Source organism: Ruegeria sp. TM1040 (assembly GCF_000014065.1).
Classification (GTDB): domain Bacteria; phylum Pseudomonadota; class Alphaproteobacteria; order Rhodobacterales; family Rhodobacteraceae; genus Epibacterium.
In genome coordinates this window covers 1,049,956-1,075,436 of record NC_008044.1, presented here as the reverse complement: position 1 = coordinate 1,075,436, position 25,481 = coordinate 1,049,956, and the positions used below count along the sequence as shown (strand labels likewise).

Genomic DNA, 25,481 nt, shown 5'->3' with positions numbered 1-25,481 from the left:
TAGAGTGATTCAGGTCCAGAGTATTGTGTGCGGGGCGAAGAATGATCGCTGCTTTTACGAGGTTTTTCCCGAACCGGGAGCATTTTGACGAGGTCCTCGAACGTGCCGTTGTGATGGCCCGGGACGAGGAAAAATGCCGTGTGGGCTGCCTTGAGACGCGCCTGTTCTGCGATCGTGACGGCGGCGAGATCACCACCGTAAGCCTCTGGGAAAGCATGGAAATCCTCGAGGAGTACCTGGTAAAGGTGACATCTGATGGCTCCTTGATGGAGTTTCAGTCCCACTATCTTCGCCGCGAGATCGACACCAATGTCTACGAGACCGTCGATTTGGGGGTGAATGCCCAACTGCCCAAAGAGACCGAGCTTCAGCGTCGTTTCGGCACCTGAACTGAACGGTCGCCTTACCGCTCGGTCAGTGCCCTCTGCCGGAAGTCAGATTGATGACAGGCGGAGCCAAAGGCTCAACCGGAGGTACAGCCCGATTTCAAGCCTGAAATAAATCCTGAGGCCAAACAAACGCTGGTGCGGAGCGCCTTAGCTCAAGGCGCACGACAAACCCAAAGAGGATCTCATGATGCGCACTGTTTTGGTTACGGGCGGCACCTATGGTCTTGGACTGGCTATCGCGGCGCGGTTTGCACCTGACCACAATGTCCTGCGCTCTTTTAAGAAGACGCCGCCTCGCGACGATCTGGAGGCGCAACCCAACGTCGTCTCCTGCGCTTGCGACTTGCTGCAGGACGGTGCAGCCGAGGATCTTGTCGCGCAGGCCATGGGTCAGTTTGGCCGCATCGATGTCATCGTGAACAACGCGGGCCTCGTGCAGAGCACGCCCAAGGCGCAGTTTGATCTCTCAGAGCACCGGAAGGTGTTTGAACTCAACACCATTGCGCCGCAGGCCGTCCTGGCGGCCGCCTTGCCGCATTTGCGTCCGGGGGCCGCGATCGTCAATATTTCCTCGGTCAATGCCACCCTGCCGCCACGCGACGCGGCCAGCTATGGGGCGAGCAAGGCTGCGCTCAACCTCTGGACCAAAGCCATGGCAAAGGAACTTGGCCCCGAAGGAATCCGCGTCAATGCAGTGGCGCCCGGCGCCATCAATGTGCCGGAGGCGCCTCGCTCCGAAGAGCTCACGCAGATTTTTGTGAAAGACACGGCGCTGGGGCGCATCGGCACACCCGACGACATCGCCAAGGCCGTGCGTTTTCTCGCCTCCGAGGAGGCGAGCTTTATCACTGGCGAAATCCTGACGGTCGCGGGCGGCTACCGGCTCTGAGCTTACTGGGCCGCGCGCTCCATGGCGGGGCGAATGGTCTCTTCCAGAACCCGGCTGGTAATCGGCCCGGCAAAGCGCAGAACCACCGTGCCGTCGCCGTCGATGACATACGTTTCGGGCACGCCATACAGCCCCCAATCCAGCGCCATACGCCCCTGTTCATCCCGACCCACACCGGCATAGGGATCGCCGAGTTCCTCGAGGAAACTCTGGGCATTGGCCAGCTGATCCTTGTAGTTCACGCCGTAGATCGGCACGCCTTCCTCGGAAAGCGCGGTCAGGCTCGGGTGTTCGGCGCGGCAGGGGCCACACCAGCTCGCCCAGTAATTGACAAGCTTTACGGTGCCGTCGCGCAGGGTGGCGTCGTCAAAGCTCTCTTTGCCGGGAAAATCGCTGAGCGCGACGGAGGGCGCTGCTTTGCCTTCGCGCGCCGAGGGCAGGCTTTCGGGATCGTCGCGGCCCATGCCCACGAGGGCAAGGCCAACAAAGCCGGAAAAGACGACCACTGGAATAGCCATCATCAAAGAGATCTTAGCCATTTCGGCGCACCCTTTCCTCAACGTCTTTGAGCGCAGCGCGCACCTTGGCCCCGCGCAGGAAGGTCACGACCAGGAGCGCGACCAGCAACACCAGCGAGACAGCATAGGCCGAAAGAACCGTTTCTGCGTATTTTCCCAAATCAGGCATCCATCATCCTTTCGCGTGCGATCAGCGCCGACATCCGGCGCGCGCGGATCTCGGTACCGGTGCGATAGAGCACCAGCGCGATAAACAGCGCCCCGAACCCGGCCATGCAGGTATAGAGCGGAAAGGCAAAGACATCGGCGACGTTTTCTTCCTTGTCGAGCGACAGCGACGCCCCCTGGTGCAGGCCCTGATTCCAGAAATTCACCGCATACCGCGAGAGCACCGCAAAAACAGACCCCACAAGGCAGAGGATCGACGCCAGATCCGCTGCGGTATCGCCATTCTCGATCGCTTCCCAGAGCGCGATATAGCCAATGTAGAACAGGAACAGCACCAGAAAGGACGTTAGCCGCGGGTCCCACGCCCACCAGGTGCCCCACATCGGTTGCCCCCAGATGGCGCCGGTAACGAGGGCAATCAGTGTCATCACAACGCCCACGGGCGCGGCTGCCTTCGCCGCCAGTGCGCTTACGTGATGTCGGCGGATCACCCAGATCAGCGAGGCCACCAGCATCATGAACCAGGCGTTGATCGCCATCAGCGCCGCAGGCACATGCAGATAGATGATCTTGACCGTCGAACCCTGGCGGTAATCATCGGGTGTAAAAAAGAACCCCCAGATCAGCCCGCTCACGATGAGCAGAGCTGAAATGCCCCAAAGGGCAGGCAGCACACGCTCACTGGTGCGCAGGAATTTCTTTGGATTGGCGTATTCCCAGATCGACATGGTGGCTATCTAGCTCTTGTTCTTGGTCATCACAATCACCTGTCCTAGCGCAAATTGACGCGCAGGACGGCAGCGGAGGCAAAGGGCAACAGGGCGATGGTGCCAAGGGTGATCCCCCCAAGCATCAACATGGGGGTTTCTACCGCAAGCCCCGCCGCTCCCCGACGCGCCACTTCGGCGCCAAAGATCAGGGTCGGCACATAGAGCGGCATCACCAGCAGCGACAACAACAAACCGCCCCGCTTAAGCCCGACGGTCAGGGCCGCGCCAAACGTACCCACAACCGAAAGTGCCGGCGTGCCCAGCAAAAGCGACAGCGTGATCCAGAGATAGCCGCCCGCCGGAAGGCCGAGCAGGACGCCCAGCACGGGGGCTGCCAGCACCAGGGGCAGCCCCGTGGTCAACCAATGTGCCAGTGCCTTGATGCTGAGGACCCCTTCAAGCGGCAGCGGGGCCGTGGCCAAAAGGTCCAGCGAGCCATCCTCCCAATCCAGCGCCAGAAGACGATCGAGCGACAACAGACACGCCAGCAAGGCCCCGAGCCATAAAACGCCCGGTGCAATCTTTGCCAATGTCTCGGCCTCGGGGCCGACCGAGAAAGGCACCATCACGGTCACGATCAGGAAAAACGCAAGCCCAAGCCCAAATCCTCCCCCGGCCCGCAACGCCAGCCGCAGATCCCGCATCAAGAGTGCAATCACAAGAAGCCCCCCAGATCCTCGGCGTCCAGCGCCGGAAGCTTGGCCTTAAAGGGACCAAGGTCCAGCACCCTGCCCTCGATCCCAAGGTCGATATGGGTCGCCATGATCGCCGCTCCGCCCGACGCCAGATGGGCGCGGATGCTTGAGGCAAACAATTGCACAGAGGCTGCATCAAGGCTCACGGTCGGCTCATCCAGGATCCACAGCCGCCGCCCCGTCACCATGAGCCGCGCCAAGGAAAGCCTGCGTTTCTGCCCCGCCGAGAGCCCGCCGGCCGGGCGATGCTGTAGCGCATCGAGATTAAACGCCGCGATGGCCACCGCAGGGTCGCCCCCCGCAAAGACACGCGACCAGAACGACAGGTTCTCGGCCACGGTCAAAGTGAGTTTTACCCCATCCGCATGGGCGGCATAGGCAATATCCTCGGCGTCCCCGAGGATCTCGCCCGCCAAAGGCAGCTGCAGACGCGCCAGCGTGCGCAGAAGCGTGGTTTTGCCGATCCCGTTGGGCCCGCGCAGCACAAGCGCCTCACCGCCCGACAACGCGAAGTTCACCCCCGCGAGCACCGGCAGCCCGCCCCGGCTGACCCCTAGATCCCTGACCTCAATCATGCGTGTCCCGATATATCGCTTGCGCAGCCTGCCGCGCCACGGCGCACTCTGCGCATCAAAAGCTCAGCGCATCCTTGCGCCAGATCAAACCGGCAATGCCGCCAGTGCAATCCGCCGCCCTTCAGAGAGCAAGACGTTATAGGTCCTGCAGGCCGCCGGAGAATTCATCACCTCAACGCCCAGCCCCTCTGCCTCAAGCGCCTGTCGCAAGGCGCCTGGAATATGCGCAATCTCTGCCCCGGTGCCGATGAACAGAACATCCACCTCCCCCGCCAACGCCAAGAGCGGTTCAGCGTCCTCATAGCCCCCCCACGCGGACGTGCCCTTGGCCCCGGTCAACATGGCCCCTTCCTTGATTTCTCCGCCGACGCGAAAGAAACCCGGCCCATAGCCATCAATGGGCAAAGCATCCGAATAAACCACTTCGTTAAGGCGCATCACGATCTCCTGTCAGAGCGTTTGGCCCTTTCCTTACCATGCCAGCCCCCCCTTCGAAACCGACAACTGCGGCTCTGTGGCGATGCTCTGCACCGGGTCTACATGCGCATATATCAATCGCGCGAGCAGGCTTCTTCTAACGCCAAATATCCCGGGGGTCCGGGGGCAGCGCCCCCGGTCAAAGGTCCAGAAACGAAACAGCCGCGACACCAGGTCGCGGCTGCCTCCTCATCTCGAACCACAAGGATCAGGCGTCAATATTGGCGAACTGATTTCCGGTGGTGTCGTTGTTCTTGCTCCAGTCGCGCTTCACGCCAAGCCACAACAGGATCGTGGAGGCCACAAAGATCGACGAATAGGTGCCGACGATAACGCCCCAGATCATCGCAAAGACAAACCCGCGGATCACATCGCCGCCCAGAACATAGAGCGAGATCAAGGCCAGAAGCGTTGTCACCGAGGTCATCACGGTTCGGCTCAGGGTCTCGTTGATCGAGATATTGAGCACCTCGGCCAGCGGCTTTTTCTTGTAGCGACGCAGGTTCTCGCGCACGCGGTCAAACACGACCACCGTATCATTCAGCGAATACCCCACGATGGTCAGGAGCGCCGCGATGATGGCCAGATCGAATTTGATCTGCAGTTCCGAGAACACGCCGATGGTCAGGATGACGTCATGCACAAGGGCGGCCACCGCGCCGAGGGCAAACTGCCACTCGAACCGCAGCCAGATGTAGATCAGAACCGCGCCAATCGCCAAGGCCACCGCGATCACGGCCGTTTGCACCAACTCGCCCGAGACCTTGGGCCCGACGCTTTCGACAGAGATGAACTTGATCCCCGGCGCCACCGCGTCGAGCGCGCCCTGCACCGCTGCGATCACATCGCTGGAGAGCGCCTCGCCATCTTCCTGCGCCTCAATGCGGATCATGGCGACATGCTGATCTTCGTCAAAAGTTGGATCAAACACCTCGGTGATGGTGATGTCACCTAGCTCCAGAGGCGCGATGGCCTCGCGGTAGACGCCGATGTCGAGATCCTGCGTCGCCTCGGTGCGGATGGTGGTACCGCCCCGAAAGTCGATCCCAAAGTTCAGCCCCTGGATGGCAAAGGAGGCAAAGCCGATCACAACCATCATCGCCGAGATGCCGAGCCAGAGCTTCCAGAGCCTGAAGAAGTCGAAGGAGGTGCCTTCGCGAACCAGTTTCAAGCGCATCAGTTATACCTCGATGGTTTTTGGACGGCGACGTTCGAACCACATCACGATGATCAGTCGGGTGACAAAGATCGCGGTGAAAACGGACGTAAGAATGCCGAGGCCAAGCGTGATTGCAAACCCACGCACCGGACCGGAGCCCATTGCAAACAGGATCACGGCGGTGATGAACGTGGTGATATTGGCGTCCACAATCGCCGAGAGCGCCTTGGAGTAGCCCTCATCGATGGCGCGGGCCGGACCACGGCCGGCCTTCAGCTCTTCGCGGATGCGCTCAAAGATCAGCACGTTGGCGTCGACCGCCATACCAACCGTCAAGACGATCCCGGCGATACCCGGCAGGGTCAGCGTGCCGCCAATCAGGCTCAGCGCGCCAAAGATCAGCGCGATGTTCAGGATCAAGGCAACATTGGCAAAGACCCCAAAGAGCCCATAGCTCAGCATCATGAAAACCAGCACCCCGGCAAAGGCGACCACAGTGGCAACCTTGCCCGCGTCGATGCTGTCCTGGCCCAGTTCCGGGCCGATGGTGCGCTCTTCGAGAAACTCGAGCTTTGCAGGCAGGGCACCGGCGCGCAAAAGCACCGCAAGCTGTGTGCTTTCCTCGACGGTGAAGTTCCCGGTGATGATGCCCGACCCGCCTGGAATATGCGACCGGATCACAGGGGCAGAGATCACCTCATCATCAAGCACGATGGCAAAGGGGGCGCCGATGTTCTGAGCGGTGTAATCACCGAATTTGCGCGCCCCAGCCGTATTGAAGCGGAAGTTCACCGCCGGCTGGCCGTTCTGGTCAAATGCGGGCTGCGCGTCCACCAGCTCTTCGCCGGTGACGACAGGCGCCGTTTCAACCGTGTAATAGGTGCCCGGCTCATCCAGCGAGGGGATCACCTTGTTGCCGATCCCGGCGTTTGCCTCGGCGTCAGAGCCTCGGCTCACAACCGGGTTGAAGGTCAGCTGCGCGGTGGTGCCGATGATTTCCTTCAGCTCCGCTGCAGAGCCGATACCTGGCACCTGAATGAGAATACGGTCGCTGCCCTGACGCTGGATCGTGGGTTCACGGGTGCCCACCTCGTCGATCCGGCGGCGAATAATCTCGAGCGACTGGCGGACCGTACGGTCATCGGAGGCGAGTTTTTCCTCTTCAGAGAGCGAGACGGTGATGACATCGCCCTGGCCGCTCACCGTGATGTCGGTGGCGCCGGCCCCCGTGAGCGATGTCACCGGGTTGGCCAGCCCACGCACCAGTTCAAGCGCGCGGCTCATGCCCGCCTCATCTGACAGGCGCAGGCGGATCTGATCCGCCGGGGCGTCGGGAATACGGCGGAACGTACCGATGGTTGCGCGCTCATCGCGCAGGGTGTTGCGGACCTCGGGCCAGAGCGCGTCCATGCGGGCGGCATAAACGTCGCCCACCTGCACTTCGGCCAGAAGATGCGCGCCACCGCGCAGATCGAGACCGAGGTTTACCAGCCCCGAAGGCATCCACTCGGGCCATTGCGCGGCCACATCCAGACGCTCCGGTGTTTCGCCTTCAAGCTCGATCGCGGCCCAGGCGTCATTGGATTGCTCTACACGGGTGTAGAACGCATTGGGCAGGGCAGCCAAAAGGCCGGCCACACAGACCAGCCAGATGAGAACCCTCTTCCAGGTATCAATTTGCAGCATTACCCTGCCTTTTTCGTTGCCTCAGCGGCGGGGTTCAGGATGCGGGCTCGGTCTTGTTCAGCACCTGAGCGATGGTGGATTTCACCACGCGCACCTTCACGCCCTCTGCGATCTCGATCTCAAGCTCGCCGTCTTCCTTGACCTTGGAGACCTTGCCGATCACGCCACCCTGGGTGACAACCTGGTCGCCACGGCGCAGGGCCTCGACCATGTTCTGATGCTGCTTCATTTTCTTCTGCTGCGGACGAATGAGCAGGAAGTACATGATCGCAAAGATCAGGATCAGCGGGATAAACTGGGCGATTGCGCCACCTTCCATGGGGTATTTCCTTCTGTCTTTGGGGGCCACGTCAGCGCCCGGATTTTGCGTGGAACCTATGCGGTGCATCAGGGCTTTGCAAGGCGGGGCGATGCTGTTCTGGTGCCGGAATACGTTCTGAGGGGCGCTTTTCGTCCATCTATGCCACACCACGCGCCACAGGGCCTGGAACACAGCCCCTGCCCCCTTCCCCTTCGCGCCCCTCTCGGGCATAGCTAGCGTCACTGATTCAAACTGCATCACAGGAGCAGACCCATGCATGATATCCGTGCAATCCGCGAGAATCCGGCCGCTTTCGACGCCGCCCTGGCCCGTCGTGGAGACTCTGCCCTGTCGTCTCAGGTGCTGGAACTCGACGAGGCCCGCCGCGCCAAGATCCTCGCGGCCGAAACCGCTCAGGCCGACCAGAACAAGGCCGCCAAAGCCATCGGCGCCGCCAAGGCGAAGGGCGATGAGGCCGAGTTTGAGCGCCTGCGCGCCGAAGTGGCCGACAAGAAGGCCGAAGTGGCCGCCATGCAGGCCGAAGCCAAGGAGCTGGATGCCAAGCTCACCGACATGCTCGCGCGCATCCCCAATAGCCCGGCCGAAGATGTGCCGGACGGCGCAGACGAGGACGACAACGTCGAGGTAAAGCGCTGGGGCGATGTGCCCGCGTTCGATTTTGACCCCAAGGAGCATTTCGAGATCGCCGGTGTCGCCAAGGCGATGGACTTTGAAACCGCCGCCAAGATTTCTGGCTCGCGCTTTGTGGTGCTGAAAGGCGCTGTCGCACGGATCCACCGCGCACTGGCGCAGTTCATGGTCGACACCCATGTCGACGAAAACGGCCTCACCGAGGTGAACTCGCCCGTGCTGGTGCGGGATGAGGCCATGTATGGCACCGACAAGCTGCCGAAATTCGGCGAGGACAGCTATCAGACCACCAATGGCTGGTGGCTGGTGCCCACCTCCGAGGTGCCGCTGACCTATTCGGTGGCCGGAGACGTCATCGACGAGGCAGCGCTGCCGATCCGCTACACCGCGCATACGCTGTGTTTCCGCTCGGAGGCAGGCTCGGCAGGCAAGGACACCTCGGGCATGCTGCGCCAGCATCAGTTCGAGAAGGTCGAAATGGTGTCGATCGTGCATCCCGAGACCTCCGACGAGGAGCAAAAGCGCATGTTGGGATGCGCCGAGGGCATTCTGGAAAAGCTCGGCATTCCCTATCGCACCGTCGTGCTCTGCACCGGCGACATGGGCTTTGGCGCGCGTCGCACCTATGACATCGAGGCCTGGGTGCCGGGGCAAAACACCTATCGTGAGATTTCTTCGGTTTCGACCACAGGCGACTTTCAGGCCCGCCGCATGAACGCGCGCTTCAAGCCCGCAGATGGGGGCAAGCCGGAGTTCCTGCACACGCTCAATGGCTCCGGTCTTGCGGTGGGGCGCTGTCTCATTGCGGTGCTCGAAAACGGCCAGCAGGCGGATGGGTCGGTAAAACTGCCCGACGCGCTTGCGCCTTATCTTGGCGGCAAGTTGACCTTGACCGCAGAGGGCCAACTGGCCTGATCTAAACCGCCTGCCGGGCCGAGGGGTGTCCCCCAGCCCATCGCAACAGAGCGTTAAAACAGAAAAACCGGTGCCACATCGCACCGGTTTTTTCACTCAAAGGCCCTAAGCCACAAAGTCTATTTGTCCTTCTTCTTCTTTTTCTTGGCTTTTTTGCTCTTCTTTGGTTTTTCGTCCGATTGCTCCTTGAGGATTTTCTTCGCCTTGGCTTTCTCCTTGGCGATTTCCTTCTTGGCTTTGGTCTTTTCCTTGGCGGCTTTGGAGGAGGCTTTTTCCTTGGCCTCAGCAAACTGGGCCATCAGCGCCTTGGCCTTCTTGGCAGCTTTGGCCGCCTTGGCCTCAGCCTTGGCCGCTTTTTCTTCCGCCGCCAGACGTGCGGCCTCTGCCGCCGCGACCGCACTTTGCAGGCTTTCGCGGGTCTCTTCCTCAGAAGCGTTCACGCCTGCCTTTACGGCCTTGGCCGCAGACTGCGCCGCATCCTTTGCGGCCTCCACCGCCTTGAGTTTGGCCGGTTTAACGCGGGCCGTGCGGGGCTTGGCTGGGGCTTTGGCACGCGCCGTAGATTTGGCCGCACGTGGAGCCGCAGGTTCTGCAGCTGCCTTGGTCATGTCTTGCGCAGCGGCTTTCAGGCGTTGAGCGCGCGCAACCCCCAGCCGGGGCACCGCCGTCAACTCGGCTTCGGATCGTGCAGCGACATCTTCGACACTGCGAATACCGTGATCCTGCAAAGCCTTCGCCAATGCCGGCCCGACGCCTGGGAGTCTCAAAATTGGGGTCATGCGTTCCTCGTTCCTCACACCTGCCTGAAGTCAATCACATCGCGAGCGTAGCACCGGGTTCGACGATCTGTCCAACCTCTCATGCGTACGGATTGTGCGCAGCAACCTTGCGGCCTTTTCTCAGCTCGGGAAAGGTACCAGACGTTTTTGCTTCTCATCCCAGAGCTTCAGACCAAGCGCGCGGATCGCCTCGCGAAACTTGATCCGACGCAGCGACATATGTTCGGGCATATTGTGATGGCACTGGCGCAGCCGATAACACGGGATGCGCGCGTTATAATGGTGGATGTCGTGCAGGGTGATATTGGCCACGGCAAAATCGAAAAACCACCCGAAATCCAGGCAGGACGATCCCTGCAAGGCCGCATCGCGCGGATCGAGATCGGGACGCCGGTCCCAATAGGTATCCTCGAAATTATGCTGCAAATAGACGAGGAACACCCCGATCATACCACCCAGAAAAGAGAACCCAAGCCAGATCCAAAGCCCCTCTGCCCCGGCCAGCAGATAGAGCCCATAGAGCAGAGCGATGATGGCGATGTTGTGCAGGAGCACCGGAAAAACGCCGAATTCAACCGTGTTTTTGGGCCAGCGGTAGCGAACAAAATAGGTGAACGCCGCACCGAGGGGCACCAGCACAAATGGATTGCGATAGAGCCGGTAGAGCACCCGCTCCAAGAACCCCGCCCGGTTCCACTCCTCGACCGTCATCGTATGGATCTCGCCGGTTTCGCGGTGTTCGAGATTGCCCACATTGGCGTGATGCAGGTTGTGATTTTGCTTCATCACCTCAAAGGGAGCGAAGGTGAAAGGCGAGAGCACATGCCCCGCGAATTCGTTCTGTGCCCGGGTTTCAAAGAGAGAATGATGCCCGGTGTCGTGCTGCAGCACATAAAGCCGCACGGCGCTGAAGGCAAAAACAATGCCCGCAGGCCACATCACAAACCATAGATTTGAATAGGTAATCGCCAGATAGAGGCTCGTAAAATAGACAACGAAGGTTCCAAAGTAGTTCAACGCGGCGAGCCGGTTGTCCTTTTTGGTGTACTGGCGTGTGTAGGCTCTCAGATCCATGTCTGACCCCATAAATACGCTCTGTGACACCCGCGTGACTGCGGTGTCCGATTAAATCACTTCCATATAGTTAATATGCATACGGTCTAAGACAAGTCCCAGGGCGCAGATTGGCAACCGCAGCCCCCACACGCAAACGCCCCAGCCGGTGCAACAACCGGCTGGGGGGATCAGGGTCACGGCAGAGGAAAGGCAGGATCTGGCGCGGCACGCCTGTTTGCACGCCGCACCCCGTTCAGATCGGGTCGCTCAGCTCTTGCGGCCTTCAAGGTGTTTGCGCAGACGCGAGGGCGTCGACTTTTTCTTGCCCTTATAGGGGTTCTTGTCCCCCTGACCGCGCAAAGTCAGACGAATGGGCGTGCCCGGCATATCAAAATCTTCCCGCAGCCCGTTCACCAGATAGCGGTTGTAACTCGCGGGCATTTTGTCGGGATGCGAGCACATCACCACAAAGCCCGGCGGACGGGTCTTGGCTTGGGTCATGTAGCGCAGCTTGATGCGCTTGCCCTGCGGTGCGGGCGGCGGGTGCTGTTCCAGCATCCCCGCAAGCCAACGGTTGAGCGCAGCCGTCGGCACCCGACGGTTCCACACGTCATGGGCTTTCATGATTGCGGCATGCAGCCGGTCTAGCCCCCGGCCCGTCTTGGCCGAAACCGTGACCAGAGGCGCGCCGCGCAGCTGCGGCAACAGGCGCTCGAAGGCTTCTTTCAGCGCTTTGAGCTTTTCCTGCTTTTCGTCCTCGATGTCCCATTTGTTGACCGCGATCACCACCGCGCGCCCCTCGCGCTCGGCAAGGTCCGCAATCCGCAGATCCTGCTGTTCAAACGGGATCGCCGCATCAAGCAAAACCACCACGACCTCGGCAAATTTGACCGCGCGCAGGCCATCAGAGACCGAGAGTTTCTCGAGCTTTTCCTGCACCTTGGCCTTCTTGCGCATGCCGGCGGTGTCAAAGATTCGCATCGGCGTGCCGGACCAGTCGATCTTGAGGCTGATGGCATCGCGGGTGATCCCGGCTTCGGGACCGGTCAAGAGACGGTCCTCGCCAAGGATCTTGTTGATCAGCGTGGATTTCCCGGCATTCGGGCGCCCGACAACGGCCACCTGAAGCGGCTTTTCAAGTGTCGGAACCGGCGTGGCCGCGATCTCTTCGCCCGCGTTGAACGCCTCGTTTTCATCCTCGTCGAGGACCACATCCGTTTCGGGCGCGGTCTCCTCGGCGAGTTTTTCGAACTTTTCCGAAACCGGCAGCAGTTCGGAATAGAGATCATTCAGCCCTTCGCCATGCTCACCGGACATGCGGATCGGCTCCCCCAGCCCGAGGCCATAGGCCTCCAGCACGCCCGCATCCGCCGCAGACCCTTCGGATTTATTCGCCGCCAGAATGACATGCGCGGATTTCTTGCGCAGGATCTCGGCAAAAACCTCATCGGTGGGTGTCACGCCTGCGCGCGCATCGATCAGGAACAGGCACACATCGGCCATTTCCACCGCACGTTCGGTGAGGCGGCGCATGCGGCCCTCGAGGCTGTTGTCGGTTGCATCTTCCAGACCGGCGCTGTCGATCACCGTAAAGCGCAGATCGCCCAGCCGTGCCTCGCCCTCGCGCAGGTCGCGCGTGACTCCGGGCTGGTCATCAACCAGCGCGAGTTTCTTGCCGACAAGGCGGTTGAACAAAGTGGACTTGCCCACATTTGGGCGCCCCACGATGGCGAGCGTAAACGACATGGAACAGAACTTTCCGTGATGGGTGAACCGCGCGCATAGCGTATCTTTGCTGCACACGCCAGTAAATAAATTCAAACGCGCCCATGGCAGAGAAATTTGCCGCAGTCACGCGTCTTGCAGAGGTCAGAGCCTGAATGCCCAGGCGCGCTCGCCTTCCTGAGACCGCGCCAGAAACACGCGTAAGGGCACAGTTGAAGCAGCAGCGTCGATCCAACCAGAACCAATGCCGTCTTACGCCCGGCCTCACCGCGCCAACGGCGCGCCCCCGGCGATGCGCAAGGCGCAGCGCAAAACCTCGGGTCAGAAGTCTCTCTTAGCGAAAGGCCGCCAGTTGGCCATCACGCGTCACCACATAAAGCGTGCCATTGGCCACGACGGGCTCCGTCGTGGCACCGCCCTTGATCTCGACGGTGCGGGTCTGCCGTCCATCGACCGGATCAAAGAAGCGCAAAAGCCCATCATTGGAGGCCACCACCAGTTGACCGCCAGCGAGAATGGGGCCGTGATGCGCTACGATCTCTGCACGTTTGCGGGGCTTGTCTTTCAGGTAGCCCGGCAGATCCACAGACCAGATCGGACTGCCATCATTGGCACTGAGGCGCATCAGCTGGCTGCGGTCACTGACAAAGAACAGGCTACCGCCCGTCGCCCAGACCGGGCCGAACGTGCCTTCAAACGCGGTCCAGAGGCGATCGCCCGAGGCCACATCAAAGGCCGCGGTACGCCCCGACTGGTTGCCGACATAGACGCGATTGCCATCCATGAAGGGGGCGCCGGTCACATCTCCGATCTGCGAAATCGCGCTCCCGGTGCGCGCACCAGACACAGATGCGATCCAGCGGCGGAACCCTCCGCGACGGAACGTGCCGATCAGATCCCCCGAGCCAAAGGCAAAGATCGAGATCTCGGAGCCCACCACAGGCGCCGGAGCGCCCAGGATGTTGGACGCGCTTGGCGTCGCTTCCAGTTGCCAGGCGATACGCCCATCCTTCGTGTCAATCACCCAGGCGGTGTCATCCCCGGCCACCAGATACAGAAGCCCATCGCGAATCGTGGGGCTGCCAGAGCCGGTTGCGTCCAGTTCCTGTCGCCACACCGGCGCGCCGGTTTTTGCATCAAGCGCGCTCAGGACGCCAAAGCCCGACGACACATAAAGCACGCCATCCGCGTAAGCGATGCCGCCTCCCGTGGCATCGTCCGCATCATCACTGGCCGGCTCGATGGTGTGCTGCCACAAGACGGCGCCAGCGGGCGATACCGCAGATACGGTCGAGGCCGCATCGAGCGTATAGATCCGGCCTCCGCCCACCACGGGAGCTGCGGTGATGCGCTGTTTGCGGCTGTCTCCTGCGCCAATATTGGTGGACCAGACCAGCGCCGGTGCCGCCGAGAGCGCCGCATGGGCGGTGCGCGTGGTCGGCTGACCCGGACTTTGCTGCCACGCGGTGTTGGTCACGACGCGGGGCAATGAGATGGCGACCGAGCGGTTTTCGAACTCTCCGCCCCGGGCTTCGGCGCGGATGTCTTCGCGGGGGCCGCGCAGGATCTCCTCCGGCTCTGCGCAGCCCATCAAGAGAGCCGCCATCGCCGTCGCCATCACGCCCGCGCGCAGGCCAAAGCCACCTGGAATTGCCATCATCACTCCGCCCCTGTCACTTTCCATGGGTCATTATCACTGGTTCGGCCGCGTCCCGCCCGAACCCGACCTCAGCCTTCTTGCGCTGCTTCGTCCAGCGATCCACCGAGGGCCACAATCACTTGTGAAACCCGCTCTTGCAAGTCTCGAGACACACCGGCAGAGGCTGCGATGTCTCTCAGCCGTGCAAGCGCGGCGTCGGTCTCGCCTTCTTCGATGTCGAGAAGCGCCAGTTGCTCGCTGGCGAGGAACTGCATCGTCCCGCCGGCCGCGGCCAGTGTTTCTAGGCGCAAGCGGCGCTCTTCGGGGGCGAGGGTTTCAGCCTGCAGCGTCACCGATTTAAAAGCCGCAATGTCGCGATACACCTGCGCCAGATCGCCGTTCTGCGCGATCCCGTCGAGAAGGGCTGCGGCCTGTTCAACCTCGCCCGCATCCACAAGCGCTGCCGCCTGCGCAAAATCGACCACGGCCTGCGCCCCTGCCTGGTCTGCGGAAATCTCGGCAAGGGCGGCTGCGCGCGCTTCGGGCGCATCTGACGCGAGCGCGGCGGAGATCTTGTCGCCCACGTCCTGCGCCGCACCCACGGCCTTGGCGTTGCTGTATTCGCGCCAGCTGGCGCCACCCACGATCAGCAAAACAGCCGCAGCGCCAATCCAGCCATAGCGCTTGAGCATCAAGAACAGCCGGTCCCGGCGAACCTCTTCTGTGACCTCGTCGATAAAACTGTCGGTATCGCTCATAAAAACGGCCCCTGTCCCGCAAGTCTTTCCGCCCCTGCGTGGTGCGGATAATATATGTGTCGATGTGACATAGCCTGTGGCGCGCAGCAAGCCAAGTCCCCTCGGCTGCGCGTAAAAATGCCCCTCTTCGGAAACAAACCAGCCTGAAACACCCCGTTTTTCACGTCATTTGCGCCAATTTGTACAACATCAGCAATCTGAGCCATTTTCTTGTTAGCGGAAAAGTTCTACCTCTAGCCGCGCAGCGGTCCCGTTTTGTGCCGCCCTTATTACCTTCGCTGAATGTGACCTGCTTCACAGTGTGACGCCTTGGAACACGGTAGACATCACAGAAAAGTGTCCAATTTCGGAGTCGAATTTTAGAATGCGCATCATCCCTCTTCTGACCGCTGCGGTCGTGACCGCTGGCCTCTATGCTGTGGTCATGGAGCGCGACAGCCTGTTGGCCTTCGCCCGCGGCGAGGACGCCCCGTCTGCTGACGCCACTGACGCGCAGGCTGAACCGGGCGACGCATCGACCGATGTGGCGCAATCTGGTCCAAAGGTCGCAGTTGTTGCCGTGCACTCCACGGCGCGCGCCATCGACAATGCGGTGGTTCTGCGTGGGCAGACCCGGGCCATTCGGCAGGTGAATGTGCTGGCAGAGACCTCCTCGACCGTGATCTCTGAGCCGCTGCGCAAGGGGGCCTCTGTGAAGAAGGGCGATGTTCTCTGTGAACTCGATCCGGGCACGCGACCTGCCTCCCTATTGGAGGCGCGCGCCCGCCTCGCGGAGGCCCGTGCCAATATCCCCGCAGCCGAGGCCCGCCTTGAAGAGGCAAAAGCCGTACTCGAAGAAGCGCGCATCAACCTCACGGCGGCAGAGAAGCTTTCGGAAGGCGGATTTGCCTCCGAGACACGCCTCGCCTCAGCCCGCGCCGCCGAGCGCACCGCGCAAGCGGCCATCGCGACAGCCGAGGGCGGGCTCACCTCTTCGCATGCGAGCATCGAGTCCGCCTCTGCCGCAGTGGATGCCGCCGAGCAGGAGATCGAACGCATCGTGATCCACGCGCCCTTTGATGGGATCCTCGAGTCCGACACCGCAGAGCTCGGAAGCCTGTTGCAGGCTGGAACCCTCTGCGCGACGGTGATCCAGCTCGATACAATCAAGCTGGTTGGCTATGTGCCGGAGACCTCGATCGACCGTGTCGAAATGGGTGCCGCTGCAGGCGCACGGCTGGCAACCGGCCAACAAGTGACGGGCACCGTGTCCTTCATCAGCCGCTCTGCCGATGAAACAACCCGCACCTTCGAGGTTGAGATCACGGTCGCCAACCCGGACCTCAAAATCCGCGACGGTCAGACCGCAGAGATCGTGATTGCCGCCGAAGGCACCAAGGCGCATCGTTTGCCGCAATCGGCGCTGACCCTCAACAACGAAGGCCAGCTTGGTGTGCGCGTGGTGCGCGACGACATGACCGCGGGCTTTGTGCCCGTCACCTTGCTGCGCGACGAAGCCAGCGGTGTCTGGCTCGATGGGCTACCAGAGGAAGCAAATGTCATCACCGTGGGACAGGACTTTGTCACCGAAGGCGTCGCCCTTGCCCCCACCTATCAGGAGATGAGTGAATGATCGGTCTTGTTAACTGGGCCGCAGATCGGGCGAGGATGGTCCTCGCCTTCATCGCGATCTCGCTGCTGGTCGGCGGATTTGCCTATGTGAGCCTGCCCAAAGAGGGCGAGCCCGACATCGAAATCCCTGCCCTCTTCATCTCCGTGCCATTCCCCGGCATCTCTGCCGAGGACTCTGAAACACTCCTGGTGAAGGTGATGGAGACCGAGCTTGCCGATCTTGACGGGCTCGACAAAATGTCTGCCACCGCAGCCGAAGGCTATGCGGGCGTGGCGCTGGAGTTCGACTTCGGCTGGGACAAGACAGCCGTCATGGCCGATGTGCGCGACGCGATGGACTCGGCCGAGGCGGAATTCCCCGAAGGCGCCGAGAAATACGCGATCCACGAGATCAACTTTTCTGAATTTCCCATCGTCATCGTGAACATGTCCGGCCCGGTGCCAGAACGCACCATGGCGCGGCTCGCCAAGGATCTGCAGGACGACCTCGAGGCGCTGGATTCGGTGCTTGAGGCCGGGATCGCAGGCAACCGCGACGAGATGGTCGAGGTGCTGATCGACCCCCTGCGCCTGGAGTCCTACAACGTCACCGCCGTTGAACTCATCAATGTTGTGCAGAACAACAACCAGTTGATTGCCGCCGGCGAGGTCGAGAGCGATCAGGGCACGTTCTCGGTCAAGATCCCCTCCTCCTTTGACAGTGTCGAGGACATTTACGGCCTGCCTGTCAAGACCAATGGCGACCGGGTCGTGACCCTGGGCGAGCTTGCCGAGATCAACTTTACCTTCGAGGATCGCCAGGGCACCGCACGGTTCAACGGCGCCGATACATTTGCCCTGCAGGTGGTGAAACGCAAAGGGTTCAACCTCATCGACACCGTGGACCAGGTGAAGGCGACGCTTGAAAAATCGCAGGCAAAATGGCCGCCCGAACTGCAGGCCGCCGTGACCCTTGGCACCTCCAACGACCAGAGCCGCGTGGTCGGCTCGATGGTGAGCCAGCTTGAAGGCTCGGTTCTGACGGCGGTGGCGCTGGTGATGATCGTGGTGCTGTCCGCCCTGGGCAGCCGCGCGGCACTGCTTGTGGGCTTTGCAATCCCCACTTCGTTCCTCTTGTGCTTTGCCTTCCTTGCCGTCATGGGGATTTCGGTCTCCAACATCGTGATGTTCGGCCTGATCCTTGCGGTCGGGATGCTTGTGGACGGCGCCATCGTCGTGGTGGAATACGCCGACAAACGCATCGCCGAAGGCTCCGGCCCGATGCACGCCTATGTAGAGGCAGCGCAGCGCATGTTCTGGCCGGTGGTATCCTCGACCGCAACAACGCTCTGCGCCTTCCTGCCGATGCTGTTCTGGCCCGGCGTACCGGGCGAGTTCATGGGCATGCTGCCGGTGACGCTGATCTTTGTTCTTTCGGCTTCGCTCGTGGTGGCGCTGATCTATCTGCCCGTGATGGGCGGTGTCACAGGCCGTCTGAGCCGTGCTTTTGGTGTGGCCTCTGACGCCCTGCGCCGCACGCTGCCCTGGGTGGTCCGTGTCGCACTGGTGCCGGTGTCGCTCTGGGGCATGTTTGCCGGTGCGATGCAGCTCTTGAACCCCGGCTACCTGATTGACGCCGGCGAGAGCATCTGGGCCACGTTTCTTGGGGCGCTTATCTTCATTCTTTTTGCGGTTGCGGCCTCCATCACGCTTGGCGCAGCAGAACTGCAACGGCGTCAGCGCCGCGTGGTCGCAGGCCAGCGCCTTGGTGGATTTGGCTGGGTCATCAAGATGATCGTCGGCAACCCGGTGATGCCGATCGTGACGCTTGTCGTTGTCGGGTTTGGCATCGTTACGGTCTTTGGCCTCTTTCAGACCAACAACCACGGCGTCGAGTTCTTTGTCGAAAGCGAACCCGAGCAGGCCACAGCCTATGTGCGCGCACGCGGCAATATCTCTCTGCGCGAAAAAGACGAGATGGTGCGTGCCACCGAGACCTTGATCATGCAGCACCCCGCTGTGATCAACGTGTTCTCCTTTGCCGGCGAAGGCGGGCTCAACACAGATGCATCGGGCGCCAGCACACCGCCCGACACCATTGGCCAGGTCCAGTTCGAGATCATCCCGTGGGAAGACCGCCCCACCCAATCCGAGCCGATACTTGGTGGACTGTTTGAACGCGAAGTCACGGCAGATGCCTTTGACGGCAACACGGTTCTGGACGAGTTGACACAACTCACCGACACGCTTCCGGGCTTTGAGGTGGAGATCAAGGCGCTTGAGGGCGGACCGGCATCGGGCAAACCCCTGCACCTGCGCATCAAGGGCGACGAGTGGGAGCCACTGCGCGCCGCAACAGAAATGGCGCGCGAAAAATTCGAAACCACGCCCGGGCTCACGCTGATCGAAGACAGCCTGCCCCTGCCGGGCATCGATTGGGAAATCGACGTCGATGTGGCCAAGGCCGGACGCTACGGCGCCGACGTGGCCACCGTGGGCGCGATGGTGCAGCTGGTGACCCGCGGCATCCTCCTTGATACCATGCGCGTCGACAGCTCGGACGAGGAAATCGAAATCCGTCTGCGCCTTCCCGATGAGCAGCGCGTTCTGTCGACGCTCGACACGTTGAAGCTGCGCACCGAGGAAGGCCTGGTGCCACTCTCCAACTTTGTGACCCGCAAGCCGGTGCCCAAACTCGCCGAAATCTCGCGCGTCGAGCAGCAGCGCTACTATGACGTGAAGGCAGATGTTGAACCCGGGCTGAGCCGTGTCCTCACCGAGGACGACAGTGGCGAGACGGTCTCGTTGGCTGTTGTTAAGGCGATCCCAGAAGGGATTGCGCCCTCCGGCGAGACGGTCACCCTACCGAGTGGCGCTCTGGTCGAAGTAAAGACCCTCACCGGTGTCGGCTCTGTTGCCGAGCTCAATGAGGCCCTATCGAGCGGCAGCACGCAGACCGTCGCGATCAATGCCAACGAGCGGATCGCGGAACTGACCACCTGGTTGGAAAGCTCTCCGTTTGACGCCTCGATCGACTGGGAATGGACCGGTGACCAGGAAGAACAGGCCGAATCCGGTGCCTTCCTGATGAAAGCCTTTGCGGGCGCGCTGGGTTTGATGTTTGTGATCCTGCTGGCGCAGTTCAACAGCTTCTACAACTCGATACTGGTGCTTCTGGCGGTGGTCCTGTCCACCACGGGCGTATTGATCGGAATGATGGTCATGGAGCAGCCCTTCTCCATCATCATGACCGGGACCGGCATCGTGGCGCTGGCTGGGATCGTTGTGAACAACAACATTGTTCTCATCGATACCTACCAGGAGTTCAGCCAGCACATGCCGCGCCTTGAGGCGATCATTCGCACCGCCGAGGCGCGCATCCGTCCGGTGCTGCTGACCACGATCACAACCATGGCGGGCCTTGCCCCGATGATGTTTGGCGTGAGTCTCGACTTCGTCAACGGCGGCTACTCCATCGACAGCCCGACCGCGCTCTGGTGGAAACAGCTGGCCACTGCGGTTGTGTTCGGCCTCGGCGTGGCGACAGTTCTGACGCTGGTGGTTACGCCCTCGTTGCTGGCGATCCGTGTTTGGTTCTGGACCTATGTGGTGGCCCTGCTGCGCCTGCTGGCCCGCGTGACGGGAGGTCGCGGCAGCCAGATCGCACGGGATATGGAGCTTGCCAAGAAAGCACGGCGACTGCCCTCGACAGAGGTGGACTGGACCGCGCCAGACTGGCCGGACAGCACGAAGCCGCCCGCGCAAAAGGGCACGACAGAGCCGCCGCGCATCGGCCCAAAGCCCCTTGAGGCAGCCGAATAGCACAAGCACCATGGACGCCCCGCTGGATCTTCAGCGGGGCGTTTTTTGATCCCCATTGCCTGTATCCAAAGTCTCGCGCAAGAGACTGTGAGTGAGGCAACGCGGGGTGCGCTGGCGTGTTCAGTCACATGTCCCGCAAATGCCGCCCCTTGGCCTGCCACGCCGCGCGCAGGTTCTTCGGAAAATCATAGAGATCCCCGCGCCAGAACACTCCGGCCTGTCCCTACCCACATTGTCGCCAACCAGTCGTTTCAGGTCACTCAACCGATAACCGCGCGTGTTGGAGCGCCCTCTACATGGCAGAGCCCTCTGCGTTTGTTCGGGACAATCTTGCTACGAGGGCCTTTGGCGGAATTGCCCCCCTGCTCTTTGCGGATCGCGCCAAGCGCGTGTCTCTGCGCGTCCTTCAGGCTGACCGAAGGAGCGGATACACCAATGAGGCGTCTGCCTTTCATCGGACTATTTTCAATACCTTAGTCGAGCCTTGCGAAAGGCCACACTGTTGGATCAGCGATCCCAGTCCAAACGGGATCGGCGCGAAACAATCCCGTTCAAAGACTCTCAACAAGGATTGGGATTGCGCGTCTTTTTGCGCCATTGCGATGACAGCCTGACTGCCACACGGCCGTGCCCAATCATCCTCTATCTGATAGGCGCGGACGCCTCGAGGATGGCGCGCATTGCACAGGGCACGAATGAGCCTGCGCCCATCACATGTCTGATCTCAATTGGGCCGGTGCCGATGGAAAAACTGAACACAGCACCATTCATCACGCTCGGAGCGCGCTTGGAGGTCAAAACGTGGATCACAATGCAACTCTCTGCGTGAACACAACGGCATGGGGGCTCAGTTTCATCGCATCTCGCGTCAGACCGTCGCGGCTCCCTTCGTTCCGCCGCCATACGTCCCTGTACAGCGTGCGATGAGACTGCATATTGGGCTCAGATCGAAAAACCCGGCGCCAGGTGGCGCCGGGGTAAGCTGAGCTTTGCAATCGAGGCCGGCGCGTATTGGCCACCAGCAACAATTGCGTCAGAAGTCTTCCCAGATCTTCGCCGCCGCGTTGCCGCTGCTGGCGACGGCCACCTGACTTGGTTCGGGCGTATAGTCCCAATCCTCGCCATGGGCCGACGGCGCGATCGTCTCGGCATCCTTTGCAGCAGGGGCTGGAGCAGCAGAAGCCGCGCGCCCACCGGCGCCGAGCTGGAAATGAGCAACCATCTGCGCGAGGTTGACCGCATTGGCCTTGAGCATATGGCTCGCGGCAGTCGCCTCTTCCACCATGGCGGCGTTCTGCTGGGTCACCTGATCCAGTTCCACCATGCCGCTGTTGATATCGCCAAGACCTGCGGATTGCTCGCTCGCGCCTTGTGCAATGTCAGAGATCAGGCCGGAGATCTGGGTGACACGCTCAACGATGTTGTGAAGCGCATCGCCTGCCTTGCCGACGAGATCCACACCACGTTCCACCTGTTTGGAGCTGTCGCCGATGAGGGTCTTGATCTCCATGGCTGCATCGGAGGAGCGTTGCGCCAAGGCGCGCACCTCGGAGGCCACCACGGCAAACCCGCGCCCTGCTTCACCTGCACGCGCGGCTTCGACACCCGCGTTCAGCGCCAGAAGGTTGGTCTGGAAGGCAATGTCATCAATCACGCCGATGATCTGAGAGATGTGATTCGAGGATTGCTCGATCTCGGTCATGGCCGAAACGGCATTGTTGACGATGGTGCCGCTGTTCACGGCTTCGGCTTTTGCCTCTTCCATGGTGTTGGACACGCTTCCAGCCCCTTCGGCGGCCTGACGCACCGATGCAGTCAGCTCATCCAGTGCAGCAGCGGTTTCTTCAAGGGTGGCCGCCTGGCTCTCGGTGCGGCGCGCAAGATCGTCAGAGGCCGAGCTGATCTCGGTGGAACCGTTCTGGATGCTGTCCGCCGCATCGACCACAGCCGAAACCGTATCGAACAGGCGATTGACCAGAGCGTTGAAATCCTTGCTGAGCTTCTCGTAATCCGCCGGGAAATCGTCCTTGATGCTCACCGTGAGGTCGCCGGTGGACAGCTTGCCAAGCGCCTCGGAGAGAACGGTCACGACATGTTCCTGCACCGCGTCCTGCTTGCGTTTTTCTTCTTCCATGCGCTTCTGCTCGGCGGATGTGTCGCGGAAATCGACCAGCGCCTTGCCCAATGCGCCAATTTCATCACGGCGGTTCGCCTCGGGGATTTCACGCGTCGTGTCACCGTGCTGCAGCGCGTCAATATGCGTCACCACATTCTCGATCGGGCGCGATACCGCAACTGCGATGAGGTAGAAGACGACCGAAAAGCCTGCGAAAATCGCAAAACCAAGGCTGGCCGCGATAATGTTGGCATTCATGATCTGGTTGGCAATGATCGAGGTGTCGAGCGCCCAGACCATATTGCCGGCTTCTTCACCTTCGAACATCAAGGGCGTCTTGAAGTAGGTGAAATCGCCATCCTCCAGCCGCACCTGATCGGATTCAAGCAGACTGGTAGATTGCGCGATCCACGCCTCTTCCATCGCCTCTCCCTTGAAGGCTTCGGCAAGCACATCGCCGCTGCTGACCACACGCGCAAACACAAAGGACTCGCGCTCGGCAAGCGAAGCCAGTGTCGTATTGGCCAAGTCGCCATCATAGTTCCATGCGGCCGTCGCGAGGGGCGCCGCGATGTAGGACTCAGTCAGCGCGACCTGCTCTTCAAAGCCGCTATAGAGCGCCGTCGACAGGCGCTGAGTCCAGTAAGTCGTGATCACGCAGATCATCATGAGCAATCCAGCCATCCCAGGAAGCAGGATCTTACGCTTCACGGGCATGTTCCGGAACCAAGATGCTAAGAACATGGTGTTTCTCCAAATTAGTTGGGAACACTCTGGCCGAAATCCATTGTTATTCTCTTAAGCGCCGATAAGGTTTCTGCCACAAAAGCAGCATAAATCTTACAATTTTCTAGACATCCGAACGATCCACCGGGTGTCGTGATGCGATCCGCAAGCGACCAATACCCCTGTGGTACAAGGCCGAGACAAGAAATTTTCTGGCGGGTGCAAATTTCCGCTGGACGCCCGTGGAGGGCATCGGTATACGAGCGCTCACACTCCGGCGTAGCTCAGCGGTAGAGCAGTTGACTGTTAATCAATTGGTCGTAGGTTCGATCCCTACCGCCGGAGCCAAAACTTCTCTTTGGCAAATCAATCTACGGACACCCAGCATAGAGGGATGTTGGACTTTTTCTTGAGGCTGGCGCGAACACAGAGCGCCGGGCCCCTAGAACTGTGTCATTATCATCCGCGAGAATAGGCGGTCGCTGAGAAGCCAGCGCAGCGCAAGAGCGGTGCGCGCCATGTACCCGACCGCATAGCGCGTCGGGGGGCGTGTGCTCTGAACGATCTTTGCAACCGCCTCCCCCACAACCGAAGGCGGCGAGAGAGTGCTGTCATTGGCGGTGTAATAGCGCTCGTAGGAGGCCGCGATTCTCTGCGTAAATGCCTCATAAGCCCCGCCTTCGGCTCTTTTGAGGAGCGGCTCATACATTGTGCGGCCGAAGTCGGTCTTGATCCCGCCGGGCTCAAGAACAACGACGTCTATGTTGAACGCGGCCAGCTCAAGCCGGAGCGCATCACTCCACCCCTCAAGCGCAAATTTAGAGGCGTGATACCACGCGTTGAGTGGGGAAAAGACTTTGCCACCGACGGAACTCGTATTGATAATCAGCCCAGAGCGCTGCTTGCGCATCTGGGGCAGAACCGTCTTTGTGATCTCGGCAACACCAAAAAGGTTCACCTCAAACTGCTGACGGGCATCCAACAGTGGCACATCCTCGACAGCGCCCGCAACAGAATAGCCAGCGTTGTTCCACAGCACATCGATCCGCCCTTGCTCCTTTAGAACCTGCGCCACGGCCTGTTTCACCGAGCTTGCATCAGTGACATCAAGAGGCAGCGCATGGCCGCCTGCCACGACGAGATCCTGCATCTTGTCGACACTGCGGGCCGCGCCATAGACGGTATAGCCCTCGGAAATAAGCCGCAGAGCGCCGGTTTTCCCGATGCCGGAAGATGCGCCTGTCACGACGATGACCTTATGTTTCGATGTTGTCATATGTGTTCCACTCACTCCAATCACCCAAAAACCTCGCAACCGTCTGGTCAAGCGCGGGGATGCGCTGTACTTGTAGCATCACCACATGTATACGAACGCTTACATGTGGCAATGCAGATAGTCAACAATCGTTTACACGTCAAGAGAAAGCCAAGATGAGCGAAAGCAGCCCCCAACAGAGAAACGCAGAATCAACACGAAAGCGCATTCTTGCGGCGGCGCAGCGGCGTTTTTCCAAACAGAGTTTTGATGCCACAGGGATGCGCGAAATCGCGGCAGAGGCAGGCGTCAACGTGGCGCTGGTGAACCGGTACTTCGGCTCCAAAGAGCAGTTGTTCGAGGAGGCGGTTGTAGAGGCGATTACCATTGACGCCTTGCTGGCGGGCCCGCAGGACGGCTTTGGCAGGCGAACGGCATCCGCCATGCTTTCAAAAGATTTCAAATATATAGACCTTGACCCCACTGCAGCATTTGTAAACTCTCTGGGCAGCCCGGTTGTCGGCGAGCGTCTACGACGCGCCGTAGAAGAACGGCTCTTGCCTGAAATCTCCGGCTGGCTTGGAGGGGCACATGCGGATCAACGCGCTGCAATGATCTTCAGCGCCCTTTTGGGGTTTGATGTGCTGCGCCGCATGGCCAGGATCGATGCCCTCAATACGCGCCATGGCCCCGTGCTCGAGGATCTCTGCGCCGCGACCCTGCAGAGTTACGTGGATGGCGCCCCGGACACAGAGGATTAGTCAAATTCACGTTATTCGAATATACATCGAACTCGAGGAAGACGAAAACACGTGTTCCCGC

22 protein-coding genes and 1 tRNA gene are annotated in these 25,481 nt (G+C 60.8%); 7 read left to right on the top strand and 16 right to left on the bottom strand.

Annotated features, from left to right (window positions below; all coding sequences use genetic code 11):
• Positions 1-41: 41 nt before the first annotated feature.
• Both TM1040_RS09360 and TM1040_RS09355 read left to right on the top strand, forming a co-directional pair.
• Positions 42-389 (top strand): hypothetical protein, encoded by a 348-nt coding sequence (locus TM1040_RS09360; protein WP_011538348.1) that lies wholly within the window; start codon positions 42-44, stop codon positions 387-389.
• A gap of 184 nt (positions 390-573) precedes the next feature.
• Positions 574-1,278 carry an SDR family NAD(P)-dependent oxidoreductase gene (locus TM1040_RS09355; RefSeq protein WP_011538347.1) on the top strand — a complete coding sequence of 235 codons (705 nt, stop codon included), beginning with the start codon at positions 574-576 and terminating at the stop codon, positions 1,276-1,278.
• 2 nt (positions 1,279-1,280) lie between these two features.
• Here TM1040_RS09355 and TM1040_RS09350 read toward each other — a convergent pair whose 3' ends face one another.
• The 9 genes from TM1040_RS09350 to yajC all read right to left on the bottom strand — a co-directional run bounded on the left by TM1040_RS09350 (position 1,281) and on the right by yajC (position 7,645).
• The gene (locus TM1040_RS09350) at positions 1,281-1,817 is read right to left on the bottom strand and encodes a DsbE family thiol:disulfide interchange protein (RefSeq protein ID WP_011538346.1); all 537 of its coding nucleotides are present in this window, start codon (positions 1,815-1,817) and stop codon (positions 1,281-1,283) included.
• Entirely contained in the window at positions 1,810-1,965 is a 156-nt protein-coding gene (ccmD, locus tag TM1040_RS09345; protein ID WP_011538345.1) for a heme exporter protein CcmD, read from the bottom strand. The genes TM1040_RS09350 and ccmD overlap by 8 nt, the downstream gene beginning before the upstream one ends.
• Entirely contained in the window at positions 1,958-2,692 is a 735-nt protein-coding gene (locus tag TM1040_RS09340) for a heme ABC transporter permease (RefSeq protein ID WP_011538344.1), read from the bottom strand. Before TM1040_RS09340 ends, ccmD begins: the two co-directional genes overlap by 8 nt.
• 44 nt (positions 2,693-2,736) lie before the next feature.
• Positions 2,737-3,393, bottom strand: a complete 657-nt coding sequence (ccmB, locus tag TM1040_RS09335; RefSeq protein WP_011538343.1) for a heme exporter protein CcmB — start codon at positions 3,391-3,393, stop codon at positions 2,737-2,739.
• On the bottom strand, positions 3,390-4,004 hold the full coding sequence (gene ccmA / locus TM1040_RS09330) for a heme ABC exporter ATP-binding protein CcmA (protein ID WP_011538342.1): 615 nt from the start codon (positions 4,002-4,004) through the stop codon (positions 3,390-3,392). Before ccmA ends, ccmB begins: the two co-directional genes overlap by 4 nt.
• A gap of 84 nt (positions 4,005-4,088) precedes the next feature.
• A complete protein-coding gene (locus tag TM1040_RS09325) occupies positions 4,089-4,442 on the bottom strand; it encodes an Mth938-like domain-containing protein (protein WP_011538341.1) in 354 nt (117 codons plus the stop codon).
• 247 nt (positions 4,443-4,689) lie between these two features.
• Complete coding sequence (secF, locus tag TM1040_RS09320) at positions 4,690-5,658, bottom strand: protein translocase subunit SecF (protein ID WP_011538340.1); 969 nt, start codon at positions 5,656-5,658, stop codon at positions 4,690-4,692.
• Between the two features lie 3 nt (positions 5,659-5,661).
• Positions 5,662-7,326 carry a protein translocase subunit SecD gene (gene secD, locus TM1040_RS09315; protein ID WP_011538339.1) on the bottom strand — a complete coding sequence of 555 codons (1,665 nt, stop codon included), beginning with the start codon at positions 7,324-7,326 and terminating at the stop codon, positions 5,662-5,664.
• Between the two features lie 34 nt (positions 7,327-7,360).
• A complete protein-coding gene (yajC, locus tag TM1040_RS09310) occupies positions 7,361-7,645 on the bottom strand; it encodes a preprotein translocase subunit YajC (RefSeq protein ID WP_011538338.1) in 285 nt (94 codons plus the stop codon).
• A gap of 255 nt (positions 7,646-7,900) precedes the next feature.
• Between yajC and serS the strand changes: the two genes are divergently transcribed.
• Positions 7,901-9,193, top strand: a complete 1,293-nt coding sequence (gene serS, locus TM1040_RS09305) for a serine--tRNA ligase (protein ID WP_011538337.1) — start codon at positions 7,901-7,903, stop codon at positions 9,191-9,193.
• A gap of 119 nt (positions 9,194-9,312) precedes the next feature.
• Here serS and TM1040_RS09300 read toward each other — a convergent pair whose 3' ends face one another.
• The 5 genes from TM1040_RS09300 to TM1040_RS09280 all read right to left on the bottom strand — a co-directional run bounded on the left by TM1040_RS09300 (position 9,313) and on the right by TM1040_RS09280 (position 15,150).
• Positions 9,313-9,972, bottom strand: coding sequence for a helix-hairpin-helix domain-containing protein (locus TM1040_RS09300; RefSeq protein WP_011538336.1), 660 nt, complete (start codon positions 9,970-9,972; stop codon positions 9,313-9,315).
• A 120-nt stretch (positions 9,973-10,092) separates the two neighbouring features.
• Positions 10,093-11,046: a fatty acid desaturase gene (locus TM1040_RS09295; protein ID WP_011538335.1), complete on the bottom strand. Its 954-nt coding sequence runs from the start codon at positions 11,044-11,046 to the stop codon at positions 10,093-10,095.
• A gap of 249 nt (positions 11,047-11,295) precedes the next feature.
• Positions 11,296-12,774 (bottom strand): ribosome biogenesis GTPase Der, encoded by a 1,479-nt coding sequence (gene der, locus TM1040_RS09290; protein ID WP_011538334.1) that lies wholly within the window; start codon positions 12,772-12,774, stop codon positions 11,296-11,298.
• A gap of 313 nt (positions 12,775-13,087) precedes the next feature.
• Positions 13,088-14,413 (bottom strand): PQQ-like beta-propeller repeat protein, encoded by a 1,326-nt coding sequence (locus TM1040_RS09285; protein WP_011538333.1) that lies wholly within the window; start codon positions 14,411-14,413, stop codon positions 13,088-13,090.
• Between the two features lie 68 nt (positions 14,414-14,481).
• Entirely contained in the window at positions 14,482-15,150 is a 669-nt protein-coding gene (locus TM1040_RS09280) for a hypothetical protein (RefSeq protein WP_011538332.1), read from the bottom strand.
• A 364-nt stretch (positions 15,151-15,514) separates the two neighbouring features.
• On the opposite strand from TM1040_RS09280, the gene TM1040_RS09275 reads away from it, so the two are divergent.
• A complete protein-coding gene (locus tag TM1040_RS09275; protein ID WP_011538331.1) occupies positions 15,515-16,762 on the top strand; it encodes an efflux RND transporter periplasmic adaptor subunit in 1,248 nt (415 codons plus the stop codon).
• Complete coding sequence (locus tag TM1040_RS09270; protein WP_011538330.1) at positions 16,759-20,562, top strand: efflux RND transporter permease subunit; 3,804 nt, start codon at positions 16,759-16,761, stop codon at positions 20,560-20,562. The genes TM1040_RS09275 and TM1040_RS09270 overlap by 4 nt, the downstream gene beginning before the upstream one ends.
• A 1,033-nt stretch (positions 20,563-21,595) precedes the next feature.
• Here the strand turns inward: TM1040_RS09270 and TM1040_RS09265 are convergent.
• Entirely contained in the window at positions 21,596-23,422 is a 1,827-nt protein-coding gene (locus tag TM1040_RS09265; protein WP_011538327.1) for a methyl-accepting chemotaxis protein, read from the bottom strand.
• A 255-nt stretch (positions 23,423-23,677) separates the two neighbouring features.
• Between TM1040_RS09265 and TM1040_RS09260 the strand changes: the two genes are divergently transcribed.
• Positions 23,678-23,752: transfer RNA gene (locus tag TM1040_RS09260), tRNA-Asn, on the top strand.
• A gap of 94 nt (positions 23,753-23,846) precedes the next feature.
• Here the strand turns inward: TM1040_RS09260 and TM1040_RS09255 are convergent.
• Positions 23,847-24,680 (bottom strand): oxidoreductase, encoded by an 834-nt coding sequence (locus tag TM1040_RS09255; RefSeq protein WP_011538326.1) that lies wholly within the window; start codon positions 24,678-24,680, stop codon positions 23,847-23,849.
• Between the two features lie 155 nt (positions 24,681-24,835).
• On the opposite strand from TM1040_RS09255, the gene TM1040_RS09250 reads away from it, so the two are divergent.
• Positions 24,836-25,420: a TetR family transcriptional regulator gene (locus TM1040_RS09250; RefSeq protein ID WP_011538325.1), complete on the top strand. Its 585-nt coding sequence runs from the start codon at positions 24,836-24,838 to the stop codon at positions 25,418-25,420.
• The last annotated feature ends 61 nt before the right edge of the window (positions 25,421-25,481 follow it).

Excerpts from the sequence above, each read along its gene's own strand:
- TM1040_RS09360 (WP_011538348.1), top strand. The coding sequence starts at position 42 with ATGATCGCTGCTTTTACGAGGTTTTTCCCGAACCGGGAGCATTTTGAC.
- TM1040_RS09355 (WP_011538347.1), top strand. The coding sequence starts at position 574 with ATGATGCGCACTGTTTTGGTTACGGGCGGCACCTATGGTCTTGGACTG.
- TM1040_RS09350 (WP_011538346.1), bottom strand. The coding sequence starts at position 1,817 with ATGGCTAAGATCTCTTTGATGATGGCTATTCCAGTGGTCGTCTTTTCC.
- ccmD (WP_011538345.1), bottom strand. The coding sequence starts at position 1,965 with ATGCCTGATTTGGGAAAATACGCAGAAACGGTTCTTTCGGCCTATGCT.
- TM1040_RS09340 (WP_011538344.1), bottom strand. The coding sequence starts at position 2,692 with ATGTCGATCTGGGAATACGCCAATCCAAAGAAATTCCTGCGCACCAGT.
- ccmA (WP_011538342.1), bottom strand. The coding sequence starts at position 4,004 with ATGATTGAGGTCAGGGATCTAGGGGTCAGCCGGGGCGGGCTGCCGGTG.
- TM1040_RS09325 (WP_011538341.1), bottom strand. The coding sequence starts at position 4,442 with ATGCGCCTTAACGAAGTGGTTTATTCGGATGCTTTGCCCATTGATGGC.
- secF (WP_011538340.1), bottom strand. The coding sequence starts at position 5,658 with ATGCGCTTGAAACTGGTTCGCGAAGGCACCTCCTTCGACTTCTTCAGG.
- secD (WP_011538339.1), bottom strand. The coding sequence starts at position 7,326 with ATGCTGCAAATTGATACCTGGAAGAGGGTTCTCATCTGGCTGGTCTGT.
- yajC (WP_011538338.1), bottom strand. The coding sequence starts at position 7,645 with ATGGAAGGTGGCGCAATCGCCCAGTTTATCCCGCTGATCCTGATCTTT.
- serS (WP_011538337.1), top strand. The coding sequence starts at position 7,901 with ATGCATGATATCCGTGCAATCCGCGAGAATCCGGCCGCTTTCGACGCC.
- TM1040_RS09300 (WP_011538336.1), bottom strand. The coding sequence starts at position 9,972 with ATGACCCCAATTTTGAGACTCCCAGGCGTCGGGCCGGCATTGGCGAAG.
- TM1040_RS09295 (WP_011538335.1), bottom strand. The coding sequence starts at position 11,046 with ATGGATCTGAGAGCCTACACACGCCAGTACACCAAAAAGGACAACCGG.
- der (WP_011538334.1), bottom strand. The coding sequence starts at position 12,774 with ATGTCGTTTACGCTCGCCATCGTGGGGCGCCCAAATGTGGGCAAGTCC.
- TM1040_RS09285 (WP_011538333.1), bottom strand. The coding sequence starts at position 14,413 with ATGATGGCAATTCCAGGTGGCTTTGGCCTGCGCGCGGGCGTGATGGCG.
- TM1040_RS09280 (WP_011538332.1), bottom strand. The coding sequence starts at position 15,150 with ATGAGCGATACCGACAGTTTTATCGACGAGGTCACAGAAGAGGTTCGC.
- TM1040_RS09275 (WP_011538331.1), top strand. The coding sequence starts at position 15,515 with ATGCGCATCATCCCTCTTCTGACCGCTGCGGTCGTGACCGCTGGCCTC.
- TM1040_RS09270 (WP_011538330.1), top strand. The coding sequence starts at position 16,759 with ATGATCGGTCTTGTTAACTGGGCCGCAGATCGGGCGAGGATGGTCCTC.
- TM1040_RS09265 (WP_011538327.1), bottom strand. The coding sequence starts at position 23,422 with ATGTTCTTAGCATCTTGGTTCCGGAACATGCCCGTGAAGCGTAAGATC.
- TM1040_RS09255 (WP_011538326.1), bottom strand. The coding sequence starts at position 24,680 with ATGACAACATCGAAACATAAGGTCATCGTCGTGACAGGCGCATCTTCC.
- TM1040_RS09250 (WP_011538325.1), top strand. The coding sequence starts at position 24,836 with ATGAGCGAAAGCAGCCCCCAACAGAGAAACGCAGAATCAACACGAAAG.